The organism is Flavobacterium sp. SLB02, from assembly GCF_009664855.1.
Taxonomy (GTDB): Bacteria; Bacteroidota; Bacteroidia; order Flavobacteriales; family Flavobacteriaceae; genus Flavobacterium.
Window position 1 is genome coordinate 1,270,297 of the sequence record NZ_CP045928.1, and the last position, 20,943, is coordinate 1,291,239.

The 20,943-nt window shown below is 34.9% G+C and carries 15 protein-coding genes; 10 read left to right on the forward strand and 5 right to left on the reverse strand.

The window, feature by feature from the left end; translation table 11 throughout:
* The first annotated feature begins 142 nt into the window (after window positions 1-142).
* From bglX to GIY83_RS05135, 5 genes are all read left to right on the forward strand, one after another.
* A complete protein-coding gene (gene bglX, locus GIY83_RS05115) occupies window positions 143-2,425 on the forward strand; it encodes a beta-glucosidase BglX (protein ID WP_208685325.1) in 2,283 nt (760 codons plus the stop codon).
* 12 nt (window positions 2,426-2,437) lie between these two features.
* Window positions 2,438-4,648 (forward strand): glycoside hydrolase family 3 C-terminal domain-containing protein, encoded by a 2,211-nt coding sequence (locus GIY83_RS05120; protein ID WP_208685328.1) that lies wholly within the window; start codon window positions 2,438-2,440, stop codon window positions 4,646-4,648.
* 32 nt (window positions 4,649-4,680) lie between these two features.
* Window positions 4,681-5,817, forward strand: a complete 1,137-nt coding sequence (locus GIY83_RS05125; protein ID WP_208685330.1) for an acyltransferase — start codon at window positions 4,681-4,683, stop codon at window positions 5,815-5,817.
* Between the two features lie 124 nt (window positions 5,818-5,941).
* A complete protein-coding gene (locus tag GIY83_RS05130) occupies window positions 5,942-7,114 on the forward strand; it encodes an MFS transporter (protein ID WP_208685332.1) in 1,173 nt (390 codons plus the stop codon).
* A gap of 28 nt (window positions 7,115-7,142) precedes the next feature.
* On the forward strand, window positions 7,143-7,565 hold the full coding sequence (locus GIY83_RS05135) for a VOC family protein (protein ID WP_208685334.1): 423 nt from the start codon (window positions 7,143-7,145) through the stop codon (window positions 7,563-7,565).
* Window positions 7,566-7,636: 71 nt separating this feature from the next.
* Here GIY83_RS05135 and GIY83_RS05140 read toward each other — a convergent pair whose 3' ends face one another.
* A complete protein-coding gene (locus tag GIY83_RS05140) occupies window positions 7,637-8,386 on the reverse strand; it encodes a DeoR/GlpR family DNA-binding transcription regulator (protein WP_208687099.1) in 750 nt (249 codons plus the stop codon).
* A 171-nt stretch (window positions 8,387-8,557) separates the two neighbouring features.
* Window positions 8,558-10,249 carry a helix-turn-helix domain-containing protein gene (locus GIY83_RS05145; protein WP_208685336.1) on the reverse strand — a complete coding sequence of 564 codons (1,692 nt, stop codon included), beginning with the start codon at window positions 10,247-10,249 and terminating at the stop codon, window positions 8,558-8,560.
* Between the two features lie 336 nt (window positions 10,250-10,585).
* On the opposite strand from GIY83_RS05145, the gene GIY83_RS05150 reads away from it, so the two are divergent.
* The 3 genes from GIY83_RS05150 to GIY83_RS05160 all read left to right on the forward strand — a co-directional run bounded on the left by GIY83_RS05150 (window position 10,586) and on the right by GIY83_RS05160 (window position 13,544).
* Entirely contained in the window at window positions 10,586-11,275 is a 690-nt protein-coding gene (locus GIY83_RS05150; RefSeq protein ID WP_208685338.1) for a hypothetical protein, read from the forward strand.
* Window positions 11,276-11,430: 155 nt separating this feature from the next.
* Window positions 11,431-12,318, forward strand: coding sequence for an AraC family transcriptional regulator (locus GIY83_RS05155; RefSeq protein WP_208685340.1), 888 nt, complete (start codon window positions 11,431-11,433; stop codon window positions 12,316-12,318).
* Window positions 12,319-12,353: 35 nt separating this feature from the next.
* Entirely contained in the window at window positions 12,354-13,544 is a 1,191-nt protein-coding gene (locus GIY83_RS05160; RefSeq protein ID WP_208685342.1) for a hypothetical protein, read from the forward strand.
* Window positions 13,545-13,906: 362 nt separating this feature from the next.
* On the opposite strand, the gene GIY83_RS05165 is transcribed toward GIY83_RS05160, so the two are convergent.
* The 3 genes from GIY83_RS05165 to GIY83_RS05175 form a co-directional block, all read right to left on the reverse strand.
* Entirely contained in the window at window positions 13,907-14,254 is a 348-nt protein-coding gene (locus GIY83_RS05165) for a hypothetical protein (protein WP_208685343.1), read from the reverse strand.
* A gap of 321 nt (window positions 14,255-14,575) precedes the next feature.
* Window positions 14,576-15,241, reverse strand: coding sequence for a hypothetical protein (locus tag GIY83_RS05170; protein WP_208685345.1), 666 nt, complete (start codon window positions 15,239-15,241; stop codon window positions 14,576-14,578).
* Between the two features lie 155 nt (window positions 15,242-15,396).
* Window positions 15,397-16,272, reverse strand: a complete 876-nt coding sequence (locus GIY83_RS05175) for an AraC family transcriptional regulator (protein ID WP_208685347.1) — start codon at window positions 16,270-16,272, stop codon at window positions 15,397-15,399.
* Window positions 16,273-16,719: 447 nt separating this feature from the next.
* Between GIY83_RS05175 and GIY83_RS05180 the strand changes: the two genes are divergently transcribed.
* Together GIY83_RS05180 and GIY83_RS05185 are read left to right on the forward strand one after the other, a co-directional pair.
* The gene (locus GIY83_RS05180; protein WP_208685349.1) at window positions 16,720-19,101 is read left to right on the forward strand and encodes a tetratricopeptide repeat protein; all 2,382 of its coding nucleotides are present in this window, start codon (window positions 16,720-16,722) and stop codon (window positions 19,099-19,101) included.
* A 1,078-nt stretch (window positions 19,102-20,179) separates the two neighbouring features.
* Window positions 20,180-20,860, forward strand: a complete 681-nt coding sequence (locus GIY83_RS05185) for a Crp/Fnr family transcriptional regulator (RefSeq protein ID WP_208685351.1) — start codon at window positions 20,180-20,182, stop codon at window positions 20,858-20,860.
* Window positions 20,861-20,943 lie beyond the last annotated feature (83 nt).

A 20,943-nucleotide genomic window follows, 5' to 3' on the forward strand; every position in this document is an offset into this window, starting at 1 on the left:
TTGATTTTTAATGTTTTGTATTCTTTATTGTTCTACATTTTAATTTTGCAATGCAGCGTGTGTACTATATCGTTATAGTTTTACCTCGCCAAGGTTTATTGATTTAAAAAATAAACCGAGGCGGATAAAATTATAAACACATATGAAAAAACAATTAGCAGCAGTATTGTTTCTGGCAGCATCATTACAAATGAATGCCCAGCAGCAAAAAGATCAAAAAATGGATGCGTTTGTCAGCAGTTTGATGAACCGGATGACACTTGAAGAAAAAATAGGACAAATGAATCTGCCTAGTGAAGGAGATATCATAACAGGACTGGGAAGCAATACTAACATTGCAGCAAAGATTCGTAAAGGTCTTGTAGGAGGAATGTTCAATATTAAGGGCGTTGAGAAAATCAAAGAAATTCAGAAAATTGCTGTCGAAGAAAGCAGATTAAAAATTCCGTTGCTCTTTGGTATGGATGTCATTCATGGTTATGAAACTGTTTTTCCTATTCCTTTGGGCATAGCTTGTACCTGGGATATGAAAGCGATTGAAGAGTCGGCAAGAATCGCGGCCAAAGAAGCCAGTGCCGACGGTATCAGCTGGACATTCAGCCCTATGGTTGATATTGCCAGAGACCCCAGATGGGGACGGGTTTCTGAAGGAAGCGGTGAAGACCCTTATCTGGGTGGGCAGATTGCCAAAGCCATGATAAGAGGCTATCAGGGAAAGGATAATACATTTTCGGAAAAATTTAATATTCTGGCGTGTGTCAAACATTTTGCATTGTACGGAGCCGGAGAAGCCGGAAGAGATTACAATACTGCAGATATGAGTCATATTCGTATGTACAACGAATATTTTTATCCGTATAATGCGGCAGTAGAACAAGGAGTAGCGAGTGTTATGGCTTCTTTTAATGTTGTAGATGCCGTTCCTGCCCATGCTAATAAATGGCTGCTGACCGATGTGCTTAGAAAAGAGTGGGGTTTTGAAGGATTTACAGTAGCAGATTATGGAGGAGTAGGTGAGATTGTCAATCATGGATTGGGTAATTTGAAAGAGTCTTCTGCCGCAGCGCTTAATGCAGGACTGGACATGGATATGGTTTCAGAAGGATTTCTAAATACATTGCCTGTTTCTATAAAAGAAGGTAAAGTCGATATTGCAAAAATTGATCAGGCCTGCAGACGTGTTCTTGAAGCAAAATACAGACTGGGATTATTCAAAGACCCTTATAAATTTTGCGATACTAAAAGAGCGCAGAAAGAAATATATACCAATGATAACAGAACAATCGCCCGCAAAACAGCTGCTGAAAGTTTTGTACTGCTAAAAAATCAGGGAAATATTCTGCCTTTATCCAAAGCAAAAACAATTGCCGTAGTGGGACCTATGGGAGAGACAAAGTCAAATATGGTAGGTACATGGAGTGTGGCTGCGAAATTGGATAAACCGCTTACTCTGGTGGAAGGATTGCGTGAGGTTGCAGGCAGTAAAGCCAACATTATATATGCGAAGGGTTCCAATCTTTTAGATAACGAGAGAATGCAGAAAGATGCCACAATGTTTGGCAGAGATATCCCTTGGGATCACAGATCCGAAGAAGAACTTATTAAAGAGGCACTTAATGCAGCTTCAAAAGCAGATGTGATAGTAGCAGCAATGGGTGAATCTTCTGAAATGAGCGGAGAATCCAGCAGTCGTACAGATATTGGAATTCCGCCGGTGCAAAAAAGAGTTTTAGAAAAACTTTTAGCGACAGGAAAACCGGTAGTTCTGGTGTTATTTGCCGGAAGACCCATGACACTTGTCTGGGAGCAGGAAAATGTGCCTGCTATTTTGAATGTGTGGTTTGGTGGTAGTGAAGCGGCCCAAGCGATTGGTGATGTTGTTTTTGGAGACGTAAACCCTGGCGGAAAACTGGTGTCGACTTTCCCCAGAAGCGTGGCTCAAATTCCACTTTATTATAATCATTTAAATACAGGAAGACCAGCATCTGACAAAGGCTTTGAGAAATTTAGAAGCAATTATATGGATGAAAAGAATGCACCGCTGTATCCATTTGGTTTTGGGTTAAGTTATACTACATTTCAGTATAGTCCTGTAAGGTTGAGCGCAACTGAAATGAGGGGTGACGAAACAGTAACAGCTTCAGTAAATATAAAAAATACAGGGTCGAAAGACGGTGCAGAAACAGTGCAGCTTTATGTACGTGATAATGTAGCGACTATCTCACGACCGGTAAAAGAACTTAAAGGTTTTGAAAAGATTTTTCTTAAAGCAGGAGAGTCAAAAACGGTAAAGTTTGTAATCACACAGGAGATGCTTAAATTCTATAACACTGCACTGGACTTTGTAAGTGAGCCCGGAGAGTTTCAAATCATGATAGGAAGCAGCAGTAATGATGTGCAGACCGCTTCGATTAATTTAAAATAAAAAACTAAAAATATGCTATATAAATTATTTACCGCTTTTATAATGCTGTGCGTGTGGAATGTCTCGGCACAGAAAAGTTTACCCGTTTATCTTGACGATTCAAAGCCTGTAGACCAGCGTATTGAAGATGCACTTTCGAAAATGACATTAGAAGAAAAAATCGCAATGGTGCATGCACAGTCCAAATTTAGTTCACCGGGAGTACCTCGTTTGGGAATTCCTGAAAACTGGATGACAGATGGTCCTCATGGGATTCGTCCTGAGGTAAAATGGGATGAATGGCAGCAGGCAGAATGGACGAATGATTCCTGTATTGCTTTTCCTGCTCTTACCGCATTATCTGCTACATGGAACAAGAAAATGTCACTTTTGTACGGAAAAAGTCTCGGAGAAGAAGCGCGTTACAGAAATAAAAATGTAATCCTGGGCCCCGGCATTAATATTTACCGCAGCCCGTTAAACGGACGAAATTTTGAGTATATGGGTGAGGATCCTTTTCTTGCCGGCCAAATGGTCGTGCCTTATATCGAAGGAGTACAGTCAAATGGAGTAGCAGCTTGTGTGAAACATTTTGCATTAAACAATCAGGAGACCAATCGCCATGGGGTAAATGTAATTGTAGATGATCGTGCGCTTTATGAAATTTATCTTCCCGCTTTTAAAGCAGCTGTTCAAAAAGGAAACGTCTGGGCCGTTATGGGATCTTATAATAAATATAAGGGATTGCAAGGTTGTCATAATAACTTTTTGCTGCAGGATATTCTTAGAAAAGAATGGTCTTTTGATGGGGCTGTAGTAGCAGACTGGGGCGGTGTTCACAATACAAAAGAGTCTATTTATAATGGTCTTGATATGGAATTTGGAACCTGGACTGATGGTCTTACATGGGGAGCAAGTAATGCTTATGACAATTATTATCTGGCAAAACCTTATCTTGATTTAATAAAATCAGGCGAGGTAGGTACCAAGGAACTTGATGAAAAAATAAGAAACATTTTGCGTTTGATTTTCAGAACCAATATGGACAGAAACAGGCCGTGGGGATCTTTTGGTACACCCGAACACGCCGCCGCAGCACGAAGTATTGCAGAAGAAGGTATTGTACTTTTGAAAAACAAAGGTGCCCTATTACCGCTGGATATTAAAAAATATAAAAAAATAGCCGTTATTGGAGAGAACGCTATAAAGATGATGACAGTAGGCGGGGGAAGTTCTTCTCTTAAAGCAAAATATGAAATTTCGCCTCTTCAGGGACTTCAGAAAAGAATTGGCTCTGAGGCTGAGATCATTTACGCCAGAGGCTATGTAGGAGATGCCAGCGGAAATTATAACGGAGTAGTTTCCGGACAAAACCTTACAGAAAACCGTAGCGTTCAAGAACTTAAAAATGAAGCGCTGAAAATTGCAAAAGAAGCTGATGTTGTACTATTTGTAGGAGGGCTTAACAAAAGTGATTTTCAGGATAGTGAGGGTAATGATCGTAAAGAATTGGAACTCCCATACGGGCAGAATGAGCTTATAAATGCGCTGGCAAAAGTCAATAGTAATTTAATTTATATTAATATTTCAGGTAATGCTGTTGCTATGCCGTGGGAGAAAGAAGTTCCGGCTATTGTACAGGGATGGTTTCTGGGATCTGAATCAGGTACCGCTCTGGCAGCAGTATTACTGGGTGATGTAAATCCATCGGGAAAACTAACTTTTACTTTTCCTGTTACGTTAAAAGATAATGCAGCCCACGCTTTTAACTCTTTTCCGGGTGGAGACGAGGTTACTTATAAAGAAAGCATTTTTGTGGGCTACAGATGGCACGAGAAAGAAAAAATAAAACCGCTTTTCCCTTTCGGCTACGGGCTTAGTTATACTTCATTTCAATACAGTGATATAAAAGCAGACAAAACAATTATTAATCAGGATGATACAATTTCATTCTCCGTAAAGGTAAAAAACACCGGTAAACGTGATGGGGCAGAGATCGTTCAGTTATATATTACTGATGTGAAATCTTCTCTTCCAAGACCTGTAAAAGAACTTAAAGGTTTTGATAAAGTTTCTCTAAAAGCCGGTGAAGAAAAAACGGTGACTTTCACAATCGAGAAAGATGCTTTGAGTTTTTTCAATGATAAAGAGCATCAATGGGTGGCAGAACCCGGCGAATTTCAGGCTTTAATAGGAGCTTCATCAGCAGATATCAGAGCCAAAATTAATTTCCGTCTAAAATAATTCAATTACTATTAATCAAAAACACAATATAAATGGAAATTATTTCTTCGCAAGGAAAAGGAACCGTTTTCAAGGATTCTAAAAAACATTATGAAATTCTTGACGGGCTTCGCGGTGTTGCTGCTATTCTGGTGGTTGCCTTTCATATTCTTGAAGTTTTCTCAGGAGGTGATCATACCCAACAGCTTATCAATCATGGCTATCTGGCAGTTGATTTTTTCTTTCTTCTCTCAGGTTTTGTAATCGCTCACGCATATGATGACAGATGGAATACAATGTCTATAAGTGGATTTTTCAAAAGAAGACTAATACGGCTGCATCCTATGATTATTGTAGGTATGACACTCGGGGCAGTTTGTTTTTATTATGCCGCCTCTTCCATGTTCCCCGCAATAGAAGGAACCTCTTTTTTGAAACTTATTCTGGTAATGGTACTGGGCTGGTTTCTAATACCTGTACCAGGAGCCTTGGATATTAGGGGATGGAGTGAAATGTATCCTTTAAATGGGCCTGCTTGGTCTTTGTTTTTTGAATATATTGCCAATATTTTCTACGCATTAATACTTCGCAAGGTTTCCAATACAATAATGTGGATCCTGGTTTTGGTTTCAGCATTTGCACTCATACAGTTAGCCGTTTTTAGTCCGCACGGAGATATTATAGGAGGGTGGTCACTGGAACCTGAACAGCTGCGTATCGGATTTACCAGATTAGCTTTTCCTTTTTTGGCGGGTATATTGCTTCGCAGATTATTTAAATCAGGAAACATTAAAAATGCATTTTTATGGAGCAGTCTTCTTATTGTTGCAATCATGTCATTCCCAAGAGTAGGAGGTTCTGATTATTTATGGTGGAACGGAATTTATGATTCGCTTACTATTATACTATTATTCCCTTTAGTGGTTTATATAGGAGCCAGCGGAAGTATTAAAAGTGCTGTTTCAAAACGTCTGTGCAGTTTTTTGGGTGATATATCCTACCCGATCTATATTACACACTTTCCAATTTTATACATCTATTATGCCTGGGTATCCAATAACAATATCCAACTCGAAGATTCACTAGGAGTTGCATTGCTTGTTTTAATTCTCTGCATTGTAATTTCTTATATTTTTCTAAAATTATATGATATTCCGGTCAGGAAATGGCTCTCAAAGAAATATCAATAATATTTAAAATTCTCAATAATAGTAATAAGCTGCCTTTAGGGCGGCTTATTTTTTGTTTAAAAATAATTTGCATTATTTTGCAAATTTGCATAAATTTGCAAAATAAAAAATAAGATTATATAGTATGACTTTAAAAGTTAATAAAGCAGTTTGGGCAATTAGAAGTATTTTTTTTGTTTGCGGTCTGGCGTTATCGAGTTGGGCTCCTATGGTTCCTTTTGCAAAAGCACGATTACATTTAGATGATGCTTCACTCGGAATGCTGCTGCTTCTTTTAGGAACCGGAGCAATTATTATGATGCCTATCAGCGGTTATCTCAGTCAAAAATTTGGAAACAGAATTATTATCACCATTTCTGCTGTGCTTATTGCTTTTACGCTTCCTCTTTTGGCTTTTTTTGATGGAATTGTATTTATGAGTCTGTCTCTTTTGCTCTTTGGTGCGGGTATAGGAACGATAGATGTTGCAATGAATGCTTTTGGTATTCATCTTCAGAACCTCTATGGCAGACCTATTATGTCATCATTGCATGGTCTTTTTAGTGTTGGCGGGCTTTTTGGTTCAATGGGGTTAGGAATTTTAATGAAAATTGGGTTGTCACCTTTGGTTGCGGCCATTTGTATTTCGCTGTTGGTTATTGTAACACTCTCTCTTCAATACAATAATTTATTTAGCGCTTCTGAGGAGTTTGAAAATATACCTGCTAACGATAGCGAATCTTCAGCATGGAGTTGGTCGTGGCTCAATAGGAGCGTTCTCTTTTTAGGATTTTTATGTTTTATTGTCTTTATGGTCGAAGGAGCTATGCTGGATTGGAGTGCTCTTTTTTTGCATGAAAATAAAGGACTTGATGAAAGTCTGGCCGGAGTAGGTTATGCTGTTTTTTCTATTGCAATGGCGGGTATGCGATTGTTTGGTGACGGAATTGTGGAAAAATACAATGCATCAATAGTAGTTTTGGCAGGAGCAATTTTAGCATCCGCGGGGCTTTTACTCGGGATTTTCTCGCCGCTGGTGTCCATTTCTTTACTGGGCTTTTTTCTTTTAGGCTGCGGGGCAGCTAATATTGTTCCTGTTTTTTTTAATGAAGCAGGAAAACTTAAAAATGTTAGCACAGCAGCAGCTGTAGCAGTTATAACTACAATGGGATATTCGGGACAACTCTTAGGGCCTGCAGGAATTGGATTCATAGCTCATGCATCATCGCTTTCAAAGGCATTGACTGTATGTGCATTTCTGATTTTTTTGGCGGCGCCTTTGTATTTGATGAATTTCTCTTCCGGAAAAAAATTATAAAGGGTTTAAAATTTTAAAACAAAACAAAATGAAAATAGGACATATAGCATTCTGGACAGCTGATCTGGAAAAAATGAAAGATTTCTACATAAAGTATTTTGGAGCAGTTTCAAATGATAAGTATAGAAATCCAAAAACGGGACTCCAAACTTATTTTTTAAGTTTTAAAAGCGGAGCCCAAATTGAAATTATGAACAGACCCGATGTTATTTTAGAGACCCAAAATTATTTGGAGCGCCGTCAGGGATTTGCCCATTTTGCTTTTGAAATGGAAAACAGTGAAGAAGTTGATAAAATGACAGAACTGCTGCGCCAAAACGGATATATGGTTCAAGGAGAACCTCGTATGACAGGAGACGGTTATTATGAAAGTGTAATATTGGATCCGGAGTATAATATCCTAGAGCTTGTCTATAATGCTTCAGAAAGTAAGAATTGTGCTTTTATCTGAATTTAATTTGGTTTTCTGATACGATGCTGCAGATCTTTGGTCTGCAGTAAAATTTTACGGTTGTAAATAGATTATACAATTTTAAGACCGCTGTTTCTGTAAGAGTCTAACTGAGGATCTGTACTGGGAAGTTCTGTAATTAATACTGCTATCTCTTGTATTGGACAAATTCTGAAAGTCTCCGATGTATTGAGTTTTTCTTCCACGGCAAGTGCCAGAGTTTTTCTTGAAAATTTATGCATAGCAGTTTTAACATCCGCATCACCAGCAAAAGAAGCAGTTACACCAAATGTACTGTCAATACCACAGGTTCCCAGAAAATAGCTGTCTGCCACATAGTTGCTGATTTCATCGCAGGCTTTTACTCCTTCGGTAGTTTGAGTCTGAGTGTTGTATGACCCTCCCAGAAGTATCAATTTTATATTTTTATGGTTTTCTAAAACAGGTATGAGCGCCGTATTATTGGTTACAATAGTAAGTCTGGATTTAATTGGGAGTTTTGCGGCGATGCTGCAGTTGGTAGTGCCTCCGTCCATAAATATTGTCTGGTCATCCTCAATAAACTGCTGCGCTTTTAAAGCAATAACTTCTTTTTTACCTGTTAAGTAAGCGGCTCTGTCAACAAAACTCAAAGGGTTTTTAATTACCGGTATAGCGCCTCCGCGAACCTTTGAAAGCAATCCGTTATTGTGCAGAGCTTCGATGTCCCTGCGAATCGTATCTTCAGAGACTTCCAATAATACTGCGGTAGTATCAAATTGAACCCTGCCATCTTTCAAGAGTATTTCCAGAATCTTTGCAAAACGTTCCTCTTTCAGCATAAATGATAATATATATGGCTGCAAAGATACATTTTTTACCTAAAGATATATTGTTAAGAAAGCACTGTAATAAGATCAAATTTTAAATATAGATCAACCAAGACGCGCCCAGGTTGAAATTTATAATTGGATTACTGAGAATAATAAAGAATTACTTTTTTTTTCTAATAACTATAAATTTGCATTAGTGTTTTCTTTTTTAATTTGCTCAATAAAATAAGCAGTTGAAATTCCAGTTTTAGCTTTAAAAGCTTTAACAAATCTTTCAGTACTACTAAAACCAGCTTCCCCTGCCAGTGCTTTGTTGGTATAATTACGGATTAATTTATTACTCGAGAGTAAAGATATTATATACTCTATTTTAAGATCATTTATATATCGGTTGAAACTTTTTTCTTTATAATGATGAATTATAGCAGAAAGATATGTTGGATTGTGATTAAAAAAAGCAGCCAGACTAGAGAGTTTCCAATCTCTCTCCAGATATTTTTTTTCATTTTCAAATTTCTCTAAAAGTTTTAATATAATTGAAACTGTTTCAGTATTAATACCCGGCATTGCCGGTTTCTCATTTTTTTCTTTTGTTCTTATTCTCTCTTTCGAATTATTAAACTCTAACATCAACTCCTCAAATCGTTTCTTGTAATTTTTTTTATTTCTAAAGTTTCGATAGCTAACAAAAATAAAGCCGGAAAAAAGAAAGGTAGTGAAACCAATCAAAACAGAATACTTATGATTTTTTATAAAAAGCTCCTTTTTTAAATTTTCTTTTTCAATGAGCAATTCCTGTGTATTATATTCTTTGTTTATTTTTCCAACTAAATAATGAAAGGTTTCATTGAGCATTCTATCGGCTTTGAGTAATTGATCTACGTAATACAATTGCAGTTTAGGATTATCTTTAGTCTTATAATAATCGATTAGTAGCTCATAGACTTCCCTTATATCAGGACGCAGATAACCTTTTGTTATAAAAAGCTGATCTACTTTTTCAAAATAGGGTAGCGCCTTTTCGTATTTTTCCATTTTCCAATAACTTTTACCAATGTAGAAATAACCAACAGATTCATTTCCAAAGTCATTTTTTTCTTTTAGTCCCTCAATGGAAGATTCAATATTTTTAATGGACGAGGTGTAGTTTGATTTAAAGTAATCGTTGATTCCCTGGGAATGAATAAAATAAACTTCCATTTCAGGAATTTTTAGTTTTTTACATTCTGCCAGCCCATATATATTGGTTTCACCGCAGAGTCCATATTCTCCTATTCTGTTATAACAAACTCCTAAGAAATGTAACGAATTCAAATAGGGTTGGGGATTCTCATTCTTGAAATAAGAGATACACTGTTTTAGTAATGAAATGGCCTCATCATAATAGCCTAAGTAGTATTTGACCAGCGCAATATGATACTTTAATTTATGTATAAGGTATTTGTCAGTTGAATTAGCTAAATAACGGTTTGCAGTAATATAATTATCCAGAGCATAATTATGCTGTTTTAGGGCATAATAAGCGATGCCTTTGGATATGAAAGCAGACCCTATTATAGTGTTATTGTTTGTTTTTTTTGCAGCATATATTGCGCTATCGGCGTATATAAGAGTGATTTTGTCAGAAGTTTGGTTGGATAAATTGCGATAACCATTCACTATTTCTTTCCAGTTCTGTTCTTTTTTTGCCTTATACAAATAGGAGTTTAAATAAACAATAGCTCTGGAGGTGTCTTTTTTAAGTTGGTAGGCTTTATCATCGAGATAATCATAACTCTTATTTTGTAGTGAGTCTGGTAATTGATGCTCTTTTTGCGCTGAGATTGCCTGACAAAGCAATAGGAAGATTGCAAGTGTTTGATTTTGATTCATAATAGGATAATTTGGGGGAGCTATTTTGAAGTAGTACGCATCTGTATCACTTCAAAACAGCCGTTACACTAATTTTTATCTTAATCTGTTTCAAATTTAATGCAAACATTTGAATTGTAGTTTTTTATATGTTGAAAAAGTAGTGTGGATTTATTATAAATCCATACTGAATATTCAATAAATCCGCACTAGTTCTCTTGCGGGGAATTTTTCCAGAAGATAGCTTTGTCATGAATTCAATAGCGAAAAGATCTGGCATCGTGCCCGATGAAGTTCCGCTAATCCGGATGAAATGAACTGAGAAGCAATTCTCATTCACATCAAATAATCCTAATTATGAAAAGTTTATCATTATGCAGCATTTTATTATGTTTTTTAATTTCTTGTTCCACTGATTCAGATTTGAATGCATCTGATAAGAGGGAAAGTTCGATAATTAAATCAAAAAGGAATTTACCAAATCCAGAGAATCCCTCAAATCCTTTTGACTTCAAAGGAAAAAGCTACTATGATGAGTTAACACTCTACTGGCTGCAAAATCCGTATCCTAACTCTATGGAGGAGATTACCCAGCTAGTCAGTTTTTTGGAATTGCAATTTAAAGGGCCAAGTACCAATAAAAATTTAATATACTTTACAGATGAAATTGTCGAGTCCATCATGGCCGATCCTGATCAGAGCATGATTTTGATGGTGCAAAATAGTGCACTTAGCAGCGCTGCAAAAATAAGCCTCATTAACTTTTTACAGTCTTTAATTGAGAAGCGTGAGTTAGAATTTTCCATTTCTTGCAGCTACATAATGAACTATGAGAATACAGTTATCGCTGAGAGCTCCTTTAGCGAGGATGACAAAGAAACGATATTAACGGTCACATCGATTTCGCGGTATTCACTTTATTCGGCAGATGAGCGCAAGGACCGTGACTGGGATAAATCAGGAGCAAACAAAAACACTAAACTTTTTTTGGAGACAAATCAACTTGCTGTTATCTCCATAATAGCAATGCTCGCTACGCTTAACTAAACTTTATTTGAAAGCAACACTAATACCCATATAATGAACTAAGAATCATCACAGATACTCTAAAATCATTTTATGGAAAAGTCCTTTAGTGATAAATTGTAGAACCATGCAATACATCTTTTATCTTTTTTATTCTTTTATGAAATTATCATAACATGATTAAGGATCTCATCAATACAGAATTAAAGGACTTTCCCAAAGAGGGTCTCAATATATACATCATCAAGAAATATGTAGTTAAAACTAGTTCAAATGAATCCTTTTTAGTTCGCAATTATGCTGTTGTTTTAATAAAATCAGGAGAGTTTAAAATCAGGATAAAAGAGTTTACCAGTGAACTTAGAGCACGGGATCTGATGGTCCTGTCTAAAGACTCTTATTGCAGCATATTTGAAGTAAAGGGGAAACTTCAATTGTTTTTAATTTGCTTTACATCAGGTTTTGCATTTGAAAATTGCCTGAAAAAAGAACTCGTGGACTCTTTTGCTTTTTTACTTGGAGACTCTTCATCTAAAATCAGTCTTGAGGACAAAGATTTTCAGGTACTCTCGCTGATTTATAAACTGATTTATTTTGTAAATAAAGACAGCCGGCTAAGTGTTGAGGATTCAGAGTTACAGCGCATTGGTTTTGACTTGTTTTTACATGAACTAAAATTTATTTTTAACAGGTATTCAACAGGAAATCCATTTAAGATTAACAGGCACCAGAACCTTACGGTTCAATTTCTGACCATACTGACCATTCATTGCAAAAAACAGCACCGGGTGAAGTTTTATGCAGGGGCTTTATTTGTAACGAGGGGCTATCTGAATAATGTAGTGAGGAAGGTAACAGGGAAAACTACAAAAAGTCTTATTGATCAGGCAATCATTAACGAGATTAAAAATGTGCTGGAAAACTCACCATCATCAATCACACTAATTGCTCAGGATTTTGAGTTCAGCAGTCTTTCCAAATTAAGTAACTTTTTTAAAAGATATACCACTATGTCGCCTTCCCAGTATCGTAACATTACAGTGGGAAGGTTTAAAAACCTTTAGACTTTATTGCATTATGTCCATTAAACCATACTATCATGATTACTGTATATCCCTTAGAATGGATAGACTCATTGATATTGGAAACCTTAGATCCAAAGAAAACCAATATTGGTGATCTCTCAGAGAAAGATTTAGCTTTTATTGCTGATAATCTTTCTAAAGAATCGCATAAGATTCAAATTCAACTCAAAAACGAAGTATTTACTTTACACCAAAAAAGGCAAATCCGTCTAATGGTTCAAAAGTACCACGCTTCTTTTGTTTATTTGCTCGATAAGGTAATGCAATACCAAAAAAGTGATGTTGCTCTTAGCGGAGTTCTGGCAGCTATTTTAGATGTAGTAATTAATACTTTGTATGAATTGTTGTCTTTTATTCAGTGCCGTTACGCGCATTACTTAAGTCTTGATGAGCGCGTTCCTCTCCGCTACCAGGTAGTTTGCAGAAAAGAAATCTTACTCAGACTCCAAGAGCTTCAAAATAAAAAAATGCAAAGTACTACAGATGGTTCTCTAATTGAAATAGTGTTTACCGCTATTAATAATTCAATTGCAGATAAACCGCAAAACAAGATAACTTATAGGGAAATATGCTATCAAAAAGAGCTTTTAAAATATTTAGAAGCCCTTGCAGATATATCTGACTCCTCTAACTTTTATTCAGCAGTTGATCAGCTACTCATTGAGATGAACTTTAACTATCATCCCTATATTACCAACTTTACTCATCGAATTGAGAACCAACTTAATTTACAGGAGTCTTTAGAGGGTAAAATAAACGCCCTATTGCTTTACCATAAAGAATTTAGCCAATTGTTATTCAATGAAAAAATAAGCTTTGATCCTGCCAGGGAAAATATAAGATATGTTCTGGAGAACTGGTTCAGGTCTGAAATTGTCTACATCGAGAGAAAAATCTCAATATTGCCAGAGACCCAGCGCATCAGTGGGCCAGATCAAAATGTAAGGCCAGATAATAAAGTGGAGTGCGCGCTTTCCATAGATCAGATGGGACTCATATTAAGAGCAGGGGATGAGGCAAGAATATTAAAGGCCAGATCTCTGAACTGCGTTTTCAAAACCATTGTACCTTATCTTTCTTCTTCACACAAAAAAGATTTATCCTATAATTCTATGAGAAGCAAATCCTATACCCCTGAGGACAGGGATAAGGAAATTGCCATTAAAACACTAAGGCGTATCATAAAGCATATAGAAGAATTTTAGTTTTAAGAAAAAGATCTCTGTTGCTTTGGATGAAATAGTTTTTTAAGTGGATAAATTATTTATAAATATTAAAAATGAACAGCCTTAACTTTCTATGGCAAAAAAGGTATCCACTGCATTTGGGTCATTTGCCAAAGTTTCCCCTAAAAGGATAAACATCCCTGATTATCCAATACAAGTCTGACAGATTTTTGGGATTATGCTTCCAGAATTGGTAAAGCAATGCTTTAATTTGCCACTAAAGGACAAATTTAGGTGACTTTTAATTAAAGGACAGCTAATTGAGCAATATTTTATATTGGCTTTTGTGCAAGAAAAGGTATGCATTGCAAAAATAGATAGGAATCTATTGTTGGAATTCTTTACCAGGTATTTTGTAAAACAATTTCTCCAACTGATTGGTTTTTATTTTCAACCGTTTTTATGATGCTGTACCTGGTATAATTTTCAACTGTAATTTCAATAAGATAAGTTTTCGGATGAAGGTTTTTTATTAAAAATTCTCCATTATCATCTTTAACTTTAAAATCCTGGATTATTTTTTTTTGATTTGTAAAAGTATTAAGATGGAAAACCTTAATCGAAAATGATTCAATAGGACTAAATCCGTTATCTACAAGCCTTCCCCAGATGCTAAAAGTTTCCTTGGGTGATTGAGCAGCAAAAAGAGGAATAGAAAGCAAGATAATTAAAAGTATCCTTTTTGTCATAATAGTAAAGTTTGCTTATTTTTAATTCACATTTAATATTTCTGTTTTTTAATTTTTTTTTGATGCGCCGCTCTTATTTCTGATATTGTAAAGGCAACAACTGCTATGAATGATATTCATAACCGCTTACCCATAGAATTTCCCACTCTTTTAAAGAACTCCTTATTTACCAATTTAGTTGGGCCACATATATCACAAGCAAGAACTTTTTCACAATAAGCTCATTCCAAAAAATTAAATATAAATTCTCCTATTTTCAATTAAAACCTAAAATAAGATTATAAAGGGTCTTTTAAAGCCATTAAGGATTTAGAAATAGGTTTATTTTTTATAATTTATCTTAATGACTTTAAAGTCTCCTCCGCTGCTATCTGCTGTAAATAGCCCTATTTTTCCTGGGTTTGGATTGCTTAGTTTTTCCACTATCAGCGAAGGCAGCGTTGTATTGTTTATGTAAGCTTTAACATTTGTCTTGTCAATTACTAGTTTCATTCTAAACCAGTCATTGGGGTTTGGTGGATTAATGATTTCTTTTTCAAAAACCGCATTTTTTTCATTTCTTAATTTTTCCCAGGTAAAATCCGGATGAGAAATATATTGCACAGCATGAATTCTGCGAACAGAGTCCTTGGCAAAAAAATTGAAAGGGCGACAATAAAGAGCATCATAATGAATATCATCCACACCATGAAAGGCAATTCCAATAAAACTTCGTTGGAAAACGTCTTTTCCCCGCATTTCAATTTCAATTGTGCCATTTTTAAAGTCCCGAGCAGCCAGCCATAGAATACCTTCCTTTTTACTTTCCAATATTTTTAGATAAGCTCCACTATCACTCGAGACGATTTTGATCTCTCTATTTACAGATTTCAGTTTTCCTTTTTTATACAAAGTGGCCAGTTCAATGGTTTGTTGTCTCTGCCCCAATAATAAGAATGGGAGCAAGATCACAATAAAGAGATATCTAAATTTGGTTTGCTTTTTCATTGAAAGGCTCTTTTTAATTATCTAATACTTTAAATGATTCCTACTGAGAAAAGACTATACTGAGCAGTGATTTTGATAAGCATGCCTTTCTATCTTTTGATAAAAATATTCTCAGCTACAAATCTACCACACCTGTAAGGAGAATAAATTACCAGTTAGATAACAGAACTACCATTTTGATAAGCATTTCTGAATTCTTTTGGAGAGAGCCCTGTTTGCGCTTTGAAGAAACGCGTTAAATGATTTGCCTGGGAGAATTGCAAGAGGTATGAAATTTCATTTATATTAAGCTTGGTATAAGACAGCAGAGACTTTATCTCAAAGAGAATAAATTCATTTACCATTTCAGAAACCGTTACCCCGAACTGCTTTTTGATGCATTTATTTAGTGTTATTCGGCTAATACCTAACTGCTTTGCGTAATGGTCAATGCTTCTTGTTTTGCGGACCTGATTTTGTAAAATCTCTTTGAACATAAATGCAATGCTATTATTTTCTGTTTCCGAGGACAGAAGGTAATGCTCTGAATAGACTCGATTGAGTTTGATTAATATAAAGTAGAGCAGCGCCCGAATAATATGTTGGCTATCTGATCTAAATGTTTTGATCTCACGCAGAAGCTCCTGAATTATATTGGCCAACTTTGAGAAGAAGTCATCATCAACCTTTAGATAGAGCGGTTTGGTTTTGTTGTAGAAAAACTGCAGCCTGAAAGAGAATAGTTTATCCGAGAAGAAATTAGAGAGAAAGCTATCCTGGAAAAACAAGAAATAACACTCCACCTTTGTCTTGTCTAAAAACCATCTTCTTTTTTGAAATGGAGAAATAAAAATCACGGTATGATCTGAAATTTCAATTCTTTGCTGATCGAGTTCTAAATAGCCATTTCCTTTAGAGAAAAATATAAGTTCATAAAAATCGGTGTGATGAAGCTCACTTTCAAAAAAATAATAGGGAATGTCTTTATAAGTGCCTATATCAATTAGGAGCTCAACATTATATTTGTTTTTTAAGAATTTAAATGTCTTCATTGTTAAGGTATTTTCGCATTATTCACATGCCGATATATATAAACTCACAGAAGGTTGACCATCCCATTTTGATAACCAGAATCGATACAAATCCAATATAAGTTGGTAAAAATAGTTATTTAGACCCAAATTATGCCATAGGAATTGGCATTAAGAAATTAATCAATAGCTGTCATTAAAGCAAGAGCCTTAAAGCTTCTTTTTGAAGAGTTTAAACAATTATTATCCAAGTTATGGACGAGTAATCTTGAAAACCTGGAAGTAGAGTTTGAGATAGACCGTGAATTGTTTTACATTGAAACGCCTTCAGTTCCAAATTATAAAATGGTATGGAGTTAATTGAGAATTATATTTTGATTGTTTTCATAGGCAATAAAATTAAGCAGGATTTTGTTTTAGACTTTTTATTTATTTCTTTATATTTCGTCTACCAATAAATGCACATCAATGAAAAAGTTTTCAAACGAGATTAATCACATCACAGAATTATACAATAGCCTTGATTTTTCAAATGAAGATGATTTGTTGTTATCTATTGAAAATAAAAAAACCTGCGAAAATATTCTGATAATAGTTCAGACTATACTAAATAAAGAGCCACATCATTCCGAAGCATTATTATGGCGTATAAGAATAAATAATCTTCCCGTTTTTAACAATATATCTGATATACAGGATGATTGTAATCTTATACTAAATGCCAGTAGCGATATAAACGATAAGCTTCAGGCGCATGATTGGTTGATTTACATATACATGGAAAAACTATCGTTAAATGATCTTGCTATTGAAACCTTACAAGATAAATTAATTGATATTAGTGTAATAAAAGATAATTGCCCTTTGCAAGACCAAGCCTTCGGCGATACTTATTATCGATTGGCTTATCTCTATCAGCAAGCAGGAGATGAAACCACAGCGATTGATTATTACCTGAAATCGTTTAAACATGCACCAAAAATAACGCCTAGAAATTATGAAGGCGGTTTGCTTTTGCTTGAATTAGAAAGATTTGATGAGGCAGAACAATTATTGTCAGAGCATTTTGAAGAAGCTGATCCTGTTGAGTGTAAAGACTATGCAGAAAAGATAGAGGTGCTATTTAACAGAGGGAAGTTAAATAAACATTGGAATTTGTTTAATTTATTTTATCCTACAGCGTTCGAAATACCCACAGAATTTGGATACAAGAACCGAGATGAATTTGTAGCAAAATATCTGCCCATTGTCATTATTGAAACTGAAAAGAATCCAGCAAATGCTATAGCCTGGAGGATGTTAAGTAATAACTATTACTTTAATGATAAAAATGCAAAAAAAGGTTTCGATAATTTGACCAAGTATTACCAAATAGTTCAGCAGGTAAAAGATTTAGCGATTGAAAGATATTATGATACTGCTGAGGACTTAGATATTGATTTACGAAGTATCGATTTTCCAATTTATCCTAATGGTGCAATTTGCTATCATGTACTAACGACCTATCTGGAAAAAGGCAATGAAGCACAAGATAAAAACGATCATTTTTCGGCACAAATGTATTATGAAACGGCCAAAAAATATGGTTTAGTGGGCTATCATGCATTTGATGATTACTTTAATGGAAATAAAGGATTATCAATTAACAATGAACCACATACTTTTGCAATGCTTTGTAATAATCTTGGTATTGTAATAAAACAAGTATCTTGGTATCAGCATAAAAGCTACCTGAATGACGAGTGTAAATTCGCTTCAGATATACATTGGCAGGGTTACCAAATATCTGCTTTTTGGGAAAACTTAGATAATGGAATGGAAATTTCCTGGAGAAATGAAAGTGCACTGAATCTGGAAAATTTCTGTATGGAAGTACTATCTAATTTTGATTATTACAAAAATATTCTAGAAGCTGAAAAATGGTATCAGGTGATGTTTTATCTTATATCTGCTTACCGACAATTAGAAAGATTTGATGAGGCAAAACAAGTCTATGAGCAAACGATCCAAAAATTTGAGGGAAAAGGAGATGAACATAAAACAATTGTAAGTATAGTTCTGGATACAGCTATTGTATACTTCAATTTTTTAATGGCTAAGGGGCTGCATAATCAAAGCATAAATGATGTACGGAATTTATTTAGTAATCCCACTTATCAAAAAATGCAAAGTGAAAAAGCAGAAGTTTTTAATTATTATTTTATGGCTCATGCCTATTTGGGGTTAAATGATAAAGATGAGGCTCAAAAGTATTTCAAACTAATTACCGAGAAATTTACAAACACTCAGTTAAGTTATATACGCGATGTAGTTAACGATGCTAAAAGTAATTTGAATATTATAAATGCGGGACAAAACTTCGATGAAATAATTGTTTCACTTTATGAAACTGAGCCTGAAAGACTTTTTGATTATCTTTTAAAAGCAAAAGAAGAAAACGTTAAATATCTAAAGCAGATTTTAAATTTAGTAACCAACCATCAAATGCCTTCGTCCTCTGCATGGGTAGAGAAAGATATGTATATTGGTTTTGAGTTTAGAGAAAAACGAAGCGAGACAGAGGAAATTTACGATTCATTTTTTTACATTCATTTAAAATCTGAAGACTTGGGTATAAGGTATGAACTTGTAGAATGGAAAGATGTAGAAAGTGGATTTTTAGGTCTATCAAAAAAAATAGTGGAGCGCAGTACTTTTTATGTCAGTTTCTACACGGCGTACAATTCTAATACATCTGATACACGAACAGAATTTGAAATGGCATCAGAATACCTGCAGCAAAAAGCTCAATATTTATGGAAAGAGTGGATAAATAAATTACATTATTATCAATCCATGACACTAAAATAAATAGGTTTCAATAATTTAGTGTAATTAAGTTGAATTGTTTATTACATTGATAATTATTTGGAAATATTAAAAATTAACAGCCTTAACTTTCTGTGGCAGAAAATGTATCCACTCAAGGATAAAAGTAGTTCTAATACTGGCGCAGTCAAAGTCTATAACAAGTGTGAGTTCTCAAAGATTAAAATTTGGCAATGTAAATATCTAGCAATATTGTGCAACGGGATTATCGTTTTATAAAGCGGGTATAGAAAACGAATTAAGCTTTAAAAGTTTTGAATTGGCCAAACAACCTTTAGTGGAATTGAAGTTGTGCATCGGCTGAACAAGAGGCAGATGGTTAGACCAGGTAGGACTAGGTTTAAAACATTCTGTAAATGAACCGTTTGATTTTTAAATAACTTAAGTGCTTATTTTTAATTCTGATTGATGTGATAATGTGTAATCAATTGATATGTAGTGTTTTATGTTATTTTGTGAAAGATTTAAGAAATAAACTTATAAACATTTGTGTTAAACCTATTAATTAAACGATACATTTGACTGATTAAAAGCATATTGTGTATTTTCTTATGAGATAAAGTATCTAAAAGATAAGACTTGCACCCGGCTTAAATTCCACTCTGATTATCATGAAAAACCTAATGCTGCTTTTAAGTAAAGGAAAAGCAATTAGCAGCTTTTTGAAAGATAAGCTACCTATTTCTAACTCTGCTTTTTTTAGTATTTTTCCTTTGAGTTTTTTTCTGCAAATGCAATGCGGAAAAGATCAGTAAGCTTGTTTTATCATCCATCACTGTTGTGATAGGAGCAAACTCTATTGTTAAGATTAATATAAGATCAAAAAAAATCCCTCTTATAGCCATTGCAAGAAAACTGTATTTGATCAAAATTCTCTATAGGGTTAATGAAAACAACTTTGCCCATTCATAAAATTGTTTTTTACTTTACAAAGATTATAGATGTGACATTTAGTTATCATTATAAGCCACTATGTAGAACGATTTTCTTCTTTGCTTTCTGAGCTGTCATTCGATGTAACGATTCGAAACAAACTAAGTTTTACAAAAATAATTTTACTATGAACAAATGTGATCAGTGTATTGTGAGGGAGCTTACTTCCCTAAAGGCGCTCAGTAGAGATGAAGTGGTTCAATTGGCTAATAGTAAAACAACCCGCTCTATTAAAAAAGGCGAAGCTATTTTTGAGGAAGGTGAAGTCACCAATGGTGTTTTCTGTGTAAAGGATGGTATAGGAAAACTTTCCAAATTAAGTGCCAACGGAAAAGATCAGATAGTAAAACTGGTAAAAGCAGGAGAACTATTAGGACAACGTTCGATAATCAGCAATGAACCGGCCAATTTAAGTGCTAAAGCTCTTGCCGATATGGAAGTTTGTTTTATCCCAAAAGGAGATATTATTCATTTCTTCAACAATAACAATCAGTTTTCCATGAATTTAATGCAGCTGGTTTTTGATGACTTGAAACGCGCTGACGATCATACGGTTGATATGACCCAGAAAAGAGTTAAAGAAAGACTGGCTGAAACGTTATTATATCTTAAAGACACCTTTGGAGTAAATCAGGACCAATCATTAAAAGCCCAGCTGTCAAGAGAAGAATTGGCCGGAATGATAGGTACGGCTACCGAAAGCTGCATCCGACTGCTGTCTGATTTTAAAAAGGCGGGCCTCATTGAATTAAAAGGGAGGATGATTTTCTTAATAGATATTAAAAAATTAAAAAAAGCAGCCAACTGAGAAGCACAAATATTTTCTGTTTTTTACAGTTCTACCCAATTGTGTTTTTAATGGCTTTGAGATGATTGAATTTGATAGTTTTA